At 73.1% G+C, this 12,379-nt stretch carries 10 protein-coding genes; 7 read left to right on the top strand and 3 right to left on the bottom strand.

What is annotated here, in order from left to right; all coding sequences use genetic code 11:
• A partial coding sequence (locus tag ABD844_RS20830) for an ATP-binding protein (RefSeq protein WP_344880147.1) occupies positions 1-1,959 on the bottom strand: 1,959 nt, incomplete at its 3' end.
• A 206-nt stretch (positions 1,960-2,165) separates the two neighbouring features.
• Between ABD844_RS20830 and ABD844_RS20825 the strand changes: the two genes are divergently transcribed.
• The 3 genes from ABD844_RS20825 (at position 2,166) to ABD844_RS20815 (ending at position 4,794) form a co-directional block, all read left to right on the top strand.
• Complete coding sequence (locus ABD844_RS20825; RefSeq protein WP_344880144.1) at positions 2,166-2,807, top strand: RICIN domain-containing protein; 642 nt, start codon at positions 2,166-2,168, stop codon at positions 2,805-2,807.
• A gap of 143 nt (positions 2,808-2,950) precedes the next feature.
• Complete coding sequence (locus ABD844_RS20820; RefSeq protein ID WP_344880141.1) at positions 2,951-4,240, top strand: sensor histidine kinase; 1,290 nt, start codon at positions 2,951-2,953, stop codon at positions 4,238-4,240.
• A 164-nt stretch (positions 4,241-4,404) separates the two neighbouring features.
• Positions 4,405-4,794, top strand: a complete 390-nt coding sequence (locus ABD844_RS20815; RefSeq protein WP_344880138.1) for a RidA family protein — start codon at positions 4,405-4,407, stop codon at positions 4,792-4,794.
• A 49-nt stretch (positions 4,795-4,843) separates the two neighbouring features.
• On the opposite strand, the gene ABD844_RS20810 is transcribed toward ABD844_RS20815, so the two are convergent.
• On the bottom strand, positions 4,844-6,133 hold the full coding sequence (locus ABD844_RS20810; protein ID WP_344880135.1) for an MFS transporter: 1,290 nt from the start codon (positions 6,131-6,133) through the stop codon (positions 4,844-4,846).
• Between the two features lie 65 nt (positions 6,134-6,198).
• Here ABD844_RS20810 and ABD844_RS20805 point away from each other — a divergent pair, with 65 nt between their 5' ends.
• Entirely contained in the window at positions 6,199-7,185 is a 987-nt protein-coding gene (locus ABD844_RS20805; RefSeq protein WP_344880132.1) for an ArsR/SmtB family transcription factor, read from the top strand.
• A gap of 13 nt (positions 7,186-7,198) precedes the next feature.
• Here the strand turns inward: ABD844_RS20805 and ABD844_RS20800 are convergent, their stop codons facing one another.
• Positions 7,199-9,340, bottom strand: a complete 2,142-nt coding sequence (locus ABD844_RS20800; protein WP_344880129.1) for a SpoIIE family protein phosphatase — start codon at positions 9,338-9,340, stop codon at positions 7,199-7,201.
• 214 nt (positions 9,341-9,554) lie between these two features.
• On the opposite strand from ABD844_RS20800, the gene ABD844_RS20795 reads away from it, so the two are divergent.
• The 3 genes from ABD844_RS20795 (at position 9,555) to ABD844_RS20785 (ending at position 12,366) form a co-directional block, all read left to right on the top strand.
• Positions 9,555-10,250 carry a response regulator gene (locus ABD844_RS20795; RefSeq protein ID WP_344880126.1) on the top strand — a complete coding sequence of 232 codons (696 nt, stop codon included), beginning with the start codon at positions 9,555-9,557 and terminating at the stop codon, positions 10,248-10,250.
• A gap of 90 nt (positions 10,251-10,340) precedes the next feature.
• The gene (locus tag ABD844_RS20790) at positions 10,341-11,384 is read left to right on the top strand and encodes an ABC transporter permease (protein ID WP_344880123.1); all 1,044 of its coding nucleotides are present in this window, start codon (positions 10,341-10,343) and stop codon (positions 11,382-11,384) included.
• Positions 11,385-11,457: 73 nt separating this feature from the next.
• Positions 11,458-12,366, top strand: a complete 909-nt coding sequence (locus ABD844_RS20785) for a LysR family transcriptional regulator (RefSeq protein ID WP_344880120.1) — start codon at positions 11,458-11,460, stop codon at positions 12,364-12,366.
• Positions 12,367-12,379 lie beyond the last annotated feature (13 nt).

Raw genomic sequence — 12,379 nt, 5'->3', positions numbered from 1 at the left:
CCCGGCCGCGTCGCCGATGGCCAGCGCGCGGGCCGCGGTGGTGACCGCCTCGGGCAGCGGACCCTCCAGCGCGTCCAACCGGTCGAGATCGGCGGCTCCGCCCAGGCGGGCGACGTCGTAGAGCGCCAGCGCCTCGACGCACGGCAGGCCGGCCGCCGCGGCGCGATCGGCCGCGCCCCGCGCGTACGACCAGGCGGAGTCGCTGTCACCGCCGGTCCACGCCGTCCAGGCCCGCCAGGTTTCGATCCACGGCTCGAAGATCGCGTTGGTGCCGTCCTCCAGGCGGTCGGCCGCGGCCATCAGCTCGCCCGCGCCGCGATCGTCGCCCCGCAGGGCGCGTGTCCCGGCCAGCGCGGCCAGGCAGCAGCAGCGCAACCGCTTGGCGTCGGCGCGTTCCAGTCCGGTGAGCGCCTCGGCCAGGAACCGTTCCGCGGCGGCCGGATCGCCGCCCGCCAGCGCGGCCAGCCCGCCGAACAGCGCCCACACGCTGCCGGGAACGGGCGCGTCACCGGCCATGGAGCCGCCGCGACCGGCGGCGGCGATGGCTCCGGCCTCGGCCGGGCTGCCCGCGGCCAGGTGAGCCAGGCACGCCCCCGCCTCCATCTCGAACCCGCCCAGCGGCAACGTCACCGCGTGCGCCCCGGCGATCGCGTTGCCGTGCGTCCGGGTCTTCTCCGCCTCCTCCAGCCGGCCGAGGAAGCCCAGCGCCGCCGTCGCCGTCGCCGCCGCCCACACCTGCGCCCGCGGATCGCCGTCGGGGCGGTCGAGAACGGCCCGCGCCAGCCGCAGCGCGGCGGCGCTCTGCCCGGAGAAGAACAGCAGGGACGCCCGCGAGGCCGTGATCGCCGGATGGGCGCCGGCCGCGTCCAGGGCGCGCATCGCCCCCGCCAGGTCACCGTGCCCCCAGTAGAGGGACGCCGCCCGCACCGCCGCCCACCCGACCCGCTCGTCCGGCCGGTCGGGCGGGTCGGGCGACAGCAGCGCGGCCGCCTCACCGCTGCGCCCCTGGTACTCGAGTAGCTCCGCCAGCAGCCAGTCACCCTCTCCGCCGGGCTCGGCCTGCGCCGCCGCCCTGGCCAGGCGCTCGGCCAGGGCCATGCCCGCGTGCCCGACGGCCTGCCTGGCACCTTCGCGCACCAGGTCGGGCCGTACGACGTGACCGCTCTCCACCTGCCACAGCGCGGCGCGCAGCGCGTCCTCGCGACGCCGCAACGGGGTGGCCATGAGGCGCTCGGCCAGGCTCCGGTAGATCTGCCTGGCCCGCGCCCTGGCCATCCGCCCGCGCAGCACCTCGCCGTGGAACGGATGCTCCAGCCTGACCTGGACCCGCCCGGCGTGCTCCTCGCACACCACCAGCCCGCTGTCCTCGGCCGCGGCCACCGCCGGGCTGCCGGCCAGCTTCTCCAGGACGCCCAGCGGCACCACCTCGCCGCAGGCCACCGTCTCGACCGCGGCACGGGTGGCCGCGTCCAGGCTCTCCAGCCGGGACACGACCAGCTCGGTGAGCCCGCCGGGCACGGCCCCGTGCAGCAGCTCCCGCAGCGCCATCGGGTTGCCGCCGGAACAGGCCCGCAGGCTCCGGCGCCGGGCCGCGTCGATCGAGCCGCCCGTGCTGTGGTCGATGAGCCGGTCCAGGGCGGGTTCCGGCAGCGGCGGCACCTCCAGGATCCCGGCCACCCGCGCGCGGACGGCCCTGACCGTCGCGGCGGCCCCGGCCGTCGGTGGTAGGTCGTCGGGCACGAGCGGCACCAGCGCCCCGAACGGGATCGCGGCCGCCGCCCTGGTCGCCGCGATCCACACGCGCCGGCGGCCGAGGAGCCGCAGCGCCTCCCGCGCCAGCCTGGTCCTGCCCGCCCCGGCCGGGCCCAGCAGCAGCACCGCGTGCAGCTCCCGGCCGGCGAAGTCGCCCGCCACCCTGGCCAGTACGTCGTCCCGTCCGGCGAACGGCCACTGACGCATCCGATGCCCCCTTCCGCACCCGTGGTGCCCCCGGTGGTCGATTCGCATGATCGGCGCCCGTGGATGTCCCTCACCTGAGTAGTGCGGTGACCGCCTCCGCCCGGATGGAGTAGAGCGGCTGCTCTAGGCGCGTGATCGCGGTGGGCCGGAAGCTCGGTGGCGAAGGCCGTGAGTACCCCACTCCAACGGAAGGACACGTCATCCTCATGCTGGCAACGTTCAAACGAGCTGTGGCCGCCGTCGGCGCCGGCGTCATGCTGGTGCTGTTCGCGACGGCCGCCCCCGCGCAGGCGGCCGTCCCGCTCTCCGCCACCGTAGAGGTCAAGAACAAGGCCATGGGCACCTGCCTGGACGTCATCGGCTGGGCGACCCACAACGGCACCTGGGCCGGGCACTACCCGTGCACCGGCGCCGACAACCAGAAGTGGCGCATCGAGTACGTCGGCACCGACACCTTCGCGGAATGCGGCGGATGGAGCAACATCATCGATCCGACCACCGGCATCCCGAGAGGGGTCTGCAACATCCCGCAGAACATCTCCGTGCCCTACTTCCGGATCAAGAGCGTCGTGGGCGACAACTGCCTCGACCTGTCGAACCGGAGCGTGGCCAGCGGCACCCGCGTCCACCTGTGGGACTGCTATGAGACCAACTCCCAGCACTGGTACATCGCCGAGCTGTCCTCCGGCGTGGAGTTCCAGAGCCGGCGCTCCCACCAGAACTGGTACAACAGCAGGTTCGGCAACGGCAGGGCGCTCGAACCGCGCTGGGACGACCCCAACAAGATGCAGATCTGGACCCACAACGACGAGACGCTGCTGCAGCGGTGGACGGTGACCCGAGTCTGAGCCCCGTCCACGGTCGGAGCGCCCTCTCCCGTCACGGGGGAGGGCGCTTCGCGCTGCCGGGGGCCGGGGCGCTGCCGTCTCTTGGAGGCCCGCTGACCTGCCCGCTTTCCGGGTGTTTACCTGGGGTCTGCCACTCTGGAGTGGTGACGGAGCGGGGCGTGCCGCTGCGACGGCGGGTGCTGGTGGTCATCGTGGGCGTGACCACCCTGGCCGTCGCGCTGTTCCTGGTGCCGCTGGCGGTCGCGGTTAGCCTGCTCTACCACGACCAGACCGTGGCCGCGTTGCAGCGCGACGCCGCCTGGGTCGCCGCCGCCGTTCCCGACGAGCCGCCGACGTCGTTGAAGCTGCCGACCGGTCTGCCGGGCGATCTGGCCGTCGGCGGCTACTCCGTGGCCGGCGCCCGGCTGTTCGGCAACGGCCCCGCCCATTCGCCGCTGGCCGCGTCCAGCAGGGACGGGCGCGTGCACGACGCGGTGGAGGGCGGCTTGCTGGCCGTGTCCGCGCCGGTGCCCTCCGACGAGGGGGTCGCGCTGGTGATCCGGGTGGCGACGCCGAACGCGCAGGTCGAGCAGCGCGTACGGGAGGCGTGGCTGCTCATGGGCGGGCTCGCGCTGGTCGTGATCGCGCTGGCCGCGGGCGTGGCGGTGCGGCAGTCGGCCAGGCTGGCCGCGCCGCTGGAACGGCTCACCGCCGCGGCTCAGGCGCTCGGCGGCGGTGACTTCAGCGTCCGCGCGTTCCCTTCCGGGGTACGCGAGGCCGACCAGGCCGGGCGGGCGCTGGAGTCGACGGCGCACCGCCTGGGCGCCGTGCTGTCGCGCGAGCGGGCCTTCAGCGCCGACGTCTCGCACCAGCTCCGTACGGGGCTGACCGGCCTGCTGCTCGGCCTGGAGTCGGCCCTGTCCCGCCCCGGCGCGGATCTGGCCCAGGCGATACGGGGCGCGCTGGGCAGGGGCGAGCGGCTGCAGGAGGTGATCGACGACCTCGTACGGCTCGGCCGCGACACCCGCGCGCCTGTCGAGCCCCTCGACGTCACCGGGCTGGTGGACGAGCTGCGGCAGGAGTGGCACGGCCCGCTGGCCGAGCGGGGCCGCCGCCTGACCATCACGGTGGAGCCCGGCCTGCCGCCGCCGACGGCCCGGCCCGCGGCCGTGCGGCAGATCCTGCGCGTCCTGCTCGACAACGCGGTCCGCCACGGTGCCGGGGAGGTCACGGTCACCGTCGCCGACGTGGGCCAGGGAACGGCCATCGAGGTGAGCGACCACGGCACGGGCGTGCGGGAAGGCGTCGATCCGTTCGTCAGGGCCAGCGGGCGCAGCCACGGCATCGGGCTCGCCCTGGCCCGCTCGCTGGCCGAGGCGGAAGGCGGCCGACTGGTGCTCAGCCGGGCCCGGCCACCGCTGTTCAGCCTGCTGCTCCCCGGCCGGGACACCTGAGTGCGCCGCGCGCCACCTGGAGGTGCGGCGCGTCCCAGAACACCGCGAATCGGCCCTTGAGATCGTGCAGCACGCGGCCGGTTGCACTCGCCCGCATGTAACCACTAGAACCAGTGTTGTGCGACACCGTCATTACCGGTGTCGGCGTCTAAGGAGGAGAACACATGGGTGTCCGGCACATCAACCCCGAAGGACTGCACCGCAGCCCGGCCTTCAGCCAGGCCGTCGAGGTCGAGCAGCCCACGAAGACCATCTACATCGGCGGGCAGAACGGCGTCGACGCCGAGGGCAAGGTCGTCGGCCCGACGGTGGGGGAGCAGTCCTTGCAGGTGTTCCGCAACCTCGCGGCCATCCTGGAGAGCGAAGGGGCGAGCCTGGCGAACATCGTGCACTGGCGGATCGCCGTGGTCGACGGCCACTCGTTCGACGAGGGCGTGGCCGCCTTCCAGCAGGTGTGGAACCGGGCCGACCCGCCACCGGCCATCACGGTCCACGTCGTCGCCGGACTGAACCCCGGGTGCCTGGTCGAGATCGACGCAGTCGCGGTGGTGTGACGTCATTCGGGGGGTGGAGGCCTCGTCGCATGACGGACCCGCCCGCCGCTCACCGGTCGTCACGCAGAGCACGCACCAGTACAGGCAGCGCGACCAGCAACGCGACCCCGCGCAGCACCCCCGCGACGGGGTAGGCCGCCCGCAACCCGAACGCGTGCGCCACCAGCCCCCCGGCCAGCGCGCCCAGCGGGATCAGCCCCCAGCCGAGCATCCGGTAGACGCTGTTCACCCGGCCGAGCAGCTCCGACGGCACGATCTGCTGCCGGAGGCCGACGGTCACGACGCTCCACAGCGTGGTGGCGAACCCGTTGACGGCCAGCAGGGCGGCGAGCACGACCACGTTCGGGCTCAGGCCGATCCCGACGAAGACGACGGCGTTCGTGGCGAGCGCGGCCAGGAGCGCGGGCAGCATGCCCACCCGCTCGGCGACGCGCGCGCTGACCAGGCCGCCGAGCAGGCCGCCGAGCGCGGCGACGGCGAGCAGCAGGCCGTAACCGGGCGCGTCGAGGCGCAGCGTCCCGGTCGCCAGCAGGACCAGCGTGACGTTGCCGAGCTGCCAGCAGAAGGTGTTCACGCCGAGCAGGACCGCGAGCGTGCGCAGCAGGCGGTGCCGGGCGAGCCAGCGCAGGCCGTCCGCGATCGCCGTCCGCATCGGCGGATGCGCCGCGTGCCGCGATTCGGGCCCGTGCCTCGACCCGCGCCTCGGCCCGTGCCTCGACCCGCGCCTCGGCCCGTGCCTCGACCCGCGCCTCGGCCCGCGCCTTGACAACGTCGCCAGCAGCGCGGCGGACAGGGCGAACGAGGCCGCGTCCACCCCGAACGGCAGCGCCGCGGCGAGCGCGAAGAGCAGGCTGCCGAGCGGCGGCCCCGCGAACTGCGCGCCGATCGTGGTGATCGTCTGCTGGTGGCCGTTCGCCCGGTGCAGCAGCGGCTTCGGGACGAGGTCCGGCAACACCGCCTGCGCCGCGTTCGCGAAGACGACCGTGAACGCTCCCAGCCCGAAGGCCGCGAGGGCGAGCACCGGGACGCCGATCCGGCCGGACGCGGCGAGGACCGCGACGACGCCGACGATCAGCGCCTGGACCGCCTGGGCCCGCCACATCAGGGTCACGCGGTCGTACCGGTCGACGAGCGCGCCGACGGGGAGCGACAGCAGCAGCCAGGGCAGGAACGTGGCCGCGGAGACGACCGACACGAGCCGCGGGTCGTCCGTCACCATGACGGCCAGCAGCGGAACGGCCGCGGCGAACGCCCCGTCCCCGACGCTGTTGACACCCGTGGCCCACCACAACCGCCAGTAGTCCGCGGACAGCCGCGGCCTGACCTCCCTCTGCGCCATGCCGTGATCTTCCGGTGCCGGACGGCGTCACGACATCATTAAGGACATCGCTACATAATCGGTCCATGGCCCTGACGATCGAACTCGGCGTGGCCGAGCTGGCGGAGACCCGGTTCGCGATCTCACCGCTGTCGGAGACCGTCTCCGCCCTGCGGCAGTTGGGCGATCGCGACCGGCACCCGATCAACCGGCACTGGCTGCGGTGGGCGGCCGGGGAGCTCGCCGGGCGCCCGCTCGACCTCTCGCACACGTGGCCGCTGATCGTGAGCGATCGGCCGAACTGGCCGGAGTTCCTCATTCCCGCCCCGCTCGGCGCCTGGCCGTCGATCGAGGACGACCTGGCGGCGCTGCGCAGGACACCGGCGTCCCAGGTGCGGACCAGCCTCCGCCGCGTGTTCGGCGACGAGTTGCCCGCCCCCGCCGCCAGGCTCGCCGAACGGCCGGAGGCCGGGCTGCGGGCGATCGCCCGCGAACTGCGCGCCGCACACGACCGGCTCATCGCGCCGCACTGGGCACGGATCCGCGCAGTCCTCGACGCGGACGTCCTCCACCGCGCCAAGCAGATGGCCGCGGGCGGCGCCGCGAGACTGTTCGCCGACCTGCATCCCGACCTGCACTGGGGCGACGGCCGGCTGAGGCTCGCGGGAGCGCGCTGGCGGGCCGAGCGGCTCGTGGACCGCGGTCCCGGCGGGCTCGTCCTCATGCCGGTCGCCCTCGGCTCACCCCACGTGCTGATCAAGAAGCGGACGTCCACGCAGACCACGGTGCGCTATCCCGCGCGGGGCGTCGGGACCCTGTGGATCGCGGGGGCGCAGGCGCCCGCGGGCAGCACGGTCCGGCTGCTCGGCCGGGCGCGCGCCGAGCTGCTCGAAGCGCTGCGGTCTCCCGCGACCACGACGGACCTGGCCCGTGCGCTCGGCGTCACGCCCAGCGCGGTGTCCCAGCACCTCCGCGTCCTGCGCGAGAGCGGGCTGGTGGCCCGCGAGCGGTCCGGGCGCAACGTCCTCTACCTGACGACCGCTCTGGGAACGTCGCTGATCGCGGCGGCGTAGGCCGCCCGGCCGATCATGGGAGTGTCGGGCCGGTCCTCAGCAGGAGGAGGGCGAGGTCGTCCGAACGGTGCCGGTCGGCGGTGGGCCGGATGAGCGATTCGGCCAGGTCGCTCAGCGACTCGCCGGGCACGGGGGCGAAACGGCCGGCCAGGGCGGTGATCGCCTCGCCCAGGTCGACGCCGGGCCGCTCGACGAGGCCGTCGGTGTAGAGGGCCATGACCGCGCCCAGGGGCACGTTGAGGTCGGTGGTGACGTACTCGGCGTCGGAGTCGATGCCGAGCAGCAGGCCAGAGGTGACGTCGATGACCTCCGCGGGGGCGTTGGGCAGGCCGAGCACCGGCGGCAGGTGCCCCGCACTGGACAGGCTGACGGTGCGCCGGAGCAGGTCGAAGCTCACGTACAGGCAGCTCGTGAAGCGGTCGGTGGCCAGCTCGGTGAGCAGCCGGTTGGTGTGCGCCAGCACCTCGCCCGGGTCCGCGCCGGCGGTGGCGTGGGCGCGGATGGCGGTGCGTACCTGGCCCATGAGCGCGGCGGCCGTCATGTCGTGGCCCTGGACGTCGCCGATCACCGCCCCGGCCGTGCTGTCGCTGAGGCGGATCAGGTCGTAGAAGTCGCCGCCGATGTCCATGCCGGGGGTCGCGGGCACGTAGCGGGCGGCCACCTCCAGGCCCGGCAGCTCGGGGAGCTCCCGGGGGAGCTGCTCCGCCTGTAGAGACTCGGCGAGCCGGTGCTTGTTGTCGTAGAGCCAGGCCCGTTCGAACGCCTGCGTGATCAGCCCGCCGAGGGCGCTGAACATCGACCGCTCGCCATCGCTGAACTGGCGCGGATGGTCGCTGGCCAGCACGCACGTGCCGATGGACTGACCCTGGGCCACCAACGGCAGGAGCACCCACGCGCCCATGTCGTCGACGCGGACGGCGTTGGGGTAGGTCTGGTGGAACTCCTCCCAGGTGGAGTAGAACGCCGGCCGGCCCTCGTCGTAACCGCGCGCCCAGCGGACCGGATGGACCACCGGCCGCCCGTCGAACTCCCTCAGGCCCTGCTCGGTGTAACCGCGCGAGGCGACCACCCGCATCCGGTCGTTGTCCCAGGTGAGGATGACCATGGCCTGGGCCCCGCAGACCGGCATGACGTGGTCGGCGATCAGGTTCACCACGTCCTGCGCCGTCGCCGCGCGGGCCAGGTAGGACGCCAGGTGGACCAGGTCGTGCAGCCCGATCACCTGAGGACGCCGCTCGCCGCCCTCCGCGCCCTCCGCAGCCTCTGCGGCCTTCTGGGACGGGCCGGCGGGGGTGATCCGGATCGTGACGCCCGGCAGGCTCGGATAGCACTCGAACGACAGCCGCCGCCCGTCCTGGTGGCGGGTGGTGAACCGGCTGGCCTGGTGGCTGATGACCGCGGCGCGGTAGCTCTCTTCGTAGAGGGGGTTGTCCAGCCAGGGCAGATTCTTGGACAGGCGCCTGCCGACCAGGTCGGACGGCTTCGCGCCGAGCAGTTCGGCGGCCGACGCGGTGACCAGGGTCACCCGCGCGTGCGCGTCCAGATGGCAGTAGCCCTCGGGCAGGGAGTTGAGGCAGGCCAGGGCGGTCAGGCCGGTGTGCTCGCCCGTGCCGTGCGTACGCGCCGGGTTCAGGACCCGGGGCTCGGAGCGGGGCACGATCGGCCGGCCCTCCTCGCTCGCCGTCCGGAGCAGGCCGCCCATCCTGGCGCAGATGTCCGTGATGACGTCGAGTCGGCGCTGGCTGAGCTCGGACTCCCCGCCCGTGGGCCAGCCCATGACGAACCCGCCCCAGACCGCGTCACCGGTGGAGATCGGCGCCGTGGCCAGCGCGAAGTGGTAGGGCAGCGACAGCGCCGCCACCGGGAACTCGCGGGCCATGGCCACCCGGTCGCTGAGCCAGATCAGCCGCTGCTCGCGCACCGACACCGCGACCGGGATGGAGTCGTTCACCCTGACCCGGGCCCAGGTCCTGGCGAGGGAGACGGGGATGCCTATCGCGGACTCCATCTTCATGAGCTGCCCGCTACCGTTCAGGACGTAGACGACGCCGAGGTGCGCCCGTGCGCCGAACACGGCCTCGATCAGCAGATCGTCCAGACGCGACGACGCATTCGCCGCGCCCTCGCTCTCCTCGCTATCCCGTGGCTGTGCCACAGGCCGTACGGCCTCCGCGTCGAGCGCCCGACAAGCGGGTCATCCACCCCATATGAGCAGGATACGTTCACGGGAGTGTCGCGCTCACCGAGGGTCACCTCCCGGTCGGAGCCGACCCGGCCGTATGGGCTCTGACCTGCGGAGACGTACGATCGAAAGATGACGCCACCCTGCCCTGGGAGAGGACGCCTGCCGGACGAGAAGAGGCGGACCGATGACCGAGGCCACACGTGTGCTGATCGTGGACGACCAGGAGCTGATCAGGACCGGGCTCGGGCTGCTCCTCGGCGCGCGCCCCGAGCTGGAGATCGTCGGTGAGGCAGCCGACGGCGGGGAGGCGTTGGAGATCCTCAGCCGGACTCCCGCCGACGTCGCCCTCATGGACGTACGCATGGGCGGCATGGACGGCATCGCCGCTACGGAGCGGATGACCAGCGACTTTCCCGGCACGAGGGTCGTCCTGCTGACCGTGTTCGACGAGGACTCGCTCGTTCGCGCGGGGCTGGCGGCCGGGGCCGACGGCTTCATGCTCAAGGACACCCCGCCCGAGGAACTGATCAGGACGATACGGCTGGTCGCCGCCGGGCACGCGGTGGTCGAGCCGAAGATCGCCAAGAGGCTGCTCGACGGTTATCGGCACAACCTGCGGGAGAATCCGTCGGGGATCACGCTCGACGTGCTCACGCCCCGTGAGCAGGAGGTATTCTGGCTGGTCAGCTCAGGTTTGTCGAACGCGGACATCGGCCGACGGCTGGGGCTCTCCGCGATCACCGTGCGCACTCATGTCGCCGGAATCCTGGCGAAGTTCGGGCTCCGCCGCCGCGAGCGGCTCATCGTCCACGCGTACGAGGACGGCCTCATCGTTCCGATGAGATACCAGCGGGACAATCGCCCGACGTCCAGCCCCTGAGCAGGAGATTTTTCGAAAAATCAGCGCATAGCTTGACGGATGTGCCCAAGGAAGGGGGAAGCCCTCGTGCCGCGCGCGGTCCGTTCACACATGGTCAATCTCGTACTCTGCCTGGTCACCACGGTGATCGGCACCGGTTTCGTGATCGCCGGGCTCATGAACGACGGCGCCGAAACGCGTCGGCTCCTGCAGTGCGTCAGCCCCGAACGCGCGGACCTGGTGGTGCTGCCCGTCACTCTGCCCGGCGACCTCTCCGCGCCCAGGCCGCCGCTCGGGGCGCTGGCCGACCTCGAATCGATCTCCGGCGTCGACGCCGTTCGCGAGGTCGGCGGCGGGGTCCTGCGAACCGTCGCCCCCCGGGCCGAGCTCCAGGTCATCGCGCTCCCGAAGGAGGGCCTGGCGCTGCTGCCGCTGATCGAGGGCAGCCTTCCTGACGGTGACGGGCAGGCCGTACTCGATCACGAGACCGCCCGCGCCCACGGCGCGAGTGTGGGCAGCACGATCAGAGCCGGTACGGCCGCGCCGATCGAGGTCTCCGGGATCATCGACGTCGACCTCGACGAGAGCATGATCCTGCGCGGCACGCTCGGCCTGACCAGGACCGCCGCCGAGCGCCTGCTCGGCCCGCTGGAACTGCAGGGATTGCAGGTCACGCTCGACCCGGGGGCCCCGCCCGGCGTCGTACGCGACCAGATGAGCCGTCGCCTCGGCCCCGGCTTCGAGGTCTACACCTGGCAGGACCTCGCGGCCCGCAGAAACGTCGAAGCCCAGATCATGTCGGTCGGGCTGACCGTGCTCGGCCTGACGGCCCTGCTCATGGCCACGGGCCTCGGCTACGGTCTGTACGGCAGACTGCGGACGCCATGGGGCAGCGATCCCGTGGCCGAGCACGGGCGCGGGGCCATGCGACGGCTGCTCACGTTCGACCGGGCCTTCGCGGGGGCCCTCGTCCCCACCTCGGGGATGGCCATGGCCACCGGGCTGCTGGTGCTGCTGACCGGGATGAGAGCCGAGCTGCCCTGTGCGAACGTTCTGGCCATCTGGACGGCCGTGGCGCTCGCCCCGATCGCGGTGACGGTGTTCGCCCTGCGGAAGGCCCCCATCGCCGCGCTCCTGCGCGGGCGGCAGGGGTGACGTTCCCGGGTCGAGCAGTGATGAATATCTGACATGCTTGCCATCATCAACGATCGTGATACACGATGGCCGGATGGAGCTGCAGCAACTGAGGTACGTCGTCGCCGTCGCGGAGACCAGCAACTTCACCCGGGCCGCCGAACGCTGCCAGGTCGTGCAGTCGGCGCTCAGCCACCAGATCGCGAGCCTGGAACGGGAGCTGGGCGCCCGGCTGTTCGAGCGGACCAGCCGCCGGGTCTGGCTGACGCCGGCTGGTGAGGCGTTCCTGCCCGCGGCCAGGGAGTGCCTGGAGGCCGCCGACCGGGCCCGCGCCGAGGTCGCCGCGGCGAGCGGGGAGGTTCGCGGGCGGCTCGCCGTCGGGGCCATCCCCACCGTCGCGGCCGTCGACCTGCCCGTCGTGCTCAAGGAGTTCCGCCGTCGGCACCCCAGGGTGCACATCACGCTCACCTCGGCCGGCAGCGACGACCTGACAGAACAGGTCCGCAAGGGCGGCGTCGACGTCGCGTTCCTCGGCCTGCCGACGCGCGTGGAACCGAGGGCCGTCCAGAGCCGGCGGCTGGCCAGAGGCGAGCTGGTCGCCGTGGTCTCGCCCGATCACCACCTGACGGACGCCGAGATGGACCTGCGGAGCCTACAAGGCGAGCCGTTCGTCGACTTCCGCGCCGGACACGCCGGGCGGGCCCAGTCGGACGAGGCCTTCGCCGCCGCCGGGGTACGACGTGACGTGGCCTTCGAGGTGTCCTCCGCCGACTTCATGGCCGACCTGGTACGCCAGGGCCTCGGCGTGGGGATGTTGCCCGCCGCGTACGCGCCCCGCTTCCACGACCTGCGCATCATCCGCCTGCGCGACGCTCCGGAGCGGGTGGAGTACCTGGTCTGGGGCGCCCACCCGTCGCCGGCGGCCACGGCCTTTCTGGAACTGGTCGACCACGGCACGGGTCAGGCCCGCGACCGCCCTGACCCGGACGGCCCGGCAGGGTGACCTGATCGCGGTA

The organism is Nonomuraea antimicrobica, from assembly GCF_039536965.1.
Lineage (GTDB): Bacteria > Actinomycetota > Actinomycetes > Streptosporangiales > Streptosporangiaceae > Nonomuraea > Nonomuraea antimicrobica.
Note: the sequence above shows the minus strand (reverse complement) of the source record. Positions and strands in the feature narration are given on the sequence as shown.

What these genes read in the sequence shown, in the direction of transcription:
- ABD844_RS20825 (WP_344880144.1), top strand. Translation starts at nt 2,166, where the DNA reads ATGCTGGCAACGTTCAAACGAGCTGTGGCCGCCGTCGGCGCCGGCGTC.
- ABD844_RS20815 (WP_344880138.1), top strand. Translation starts at nt 4,405, where the DNA reads ATGGGTGTCCGGCACATCAACCCCGAAGGACTGCACCGCAGCCCGGCC.
- ABD844_RS20810 (WP_344880135.1), bottom strand. Translation starts at nt 6,133, where the DNA reads ATGGCGCAGAGGGAGGTCAGGCCGCGGCTGTCCGCGGACTACTGGCGG.
- ABD844_RS20805 (WP_344880132.1), top strand. Translation starts at nt 6,199, where the DNA reads ATGGCCCTGACGATCGAACTCGGCGTGGCCGAGCTGGCGGAGACCCGG.
- ABD844_RS20795 (WP_344880126.1), top strand. Translation starts at nt 9,555, where the DNA reads ATGACCGAGGCCACACGTGTGCTGATCGTGGACGACCAGGAGCTGATC.
- ABD844_RS20790 (WP_344880123.1), top strand. Translation starts at nt 10,341, where the DNA reads ATGGTCAATCTCGTACTCTGCCTGGTCACCACGGTGATCGGCACCGGT.
- ABD844_RS20785 (WP_344880120.1), top strand. Translation starts at nt 11,458, where the DNA reads ATGGAGCTGCAGCAACTGAGGTACGTCGTCGCCGTCGCGGAGACCAGC.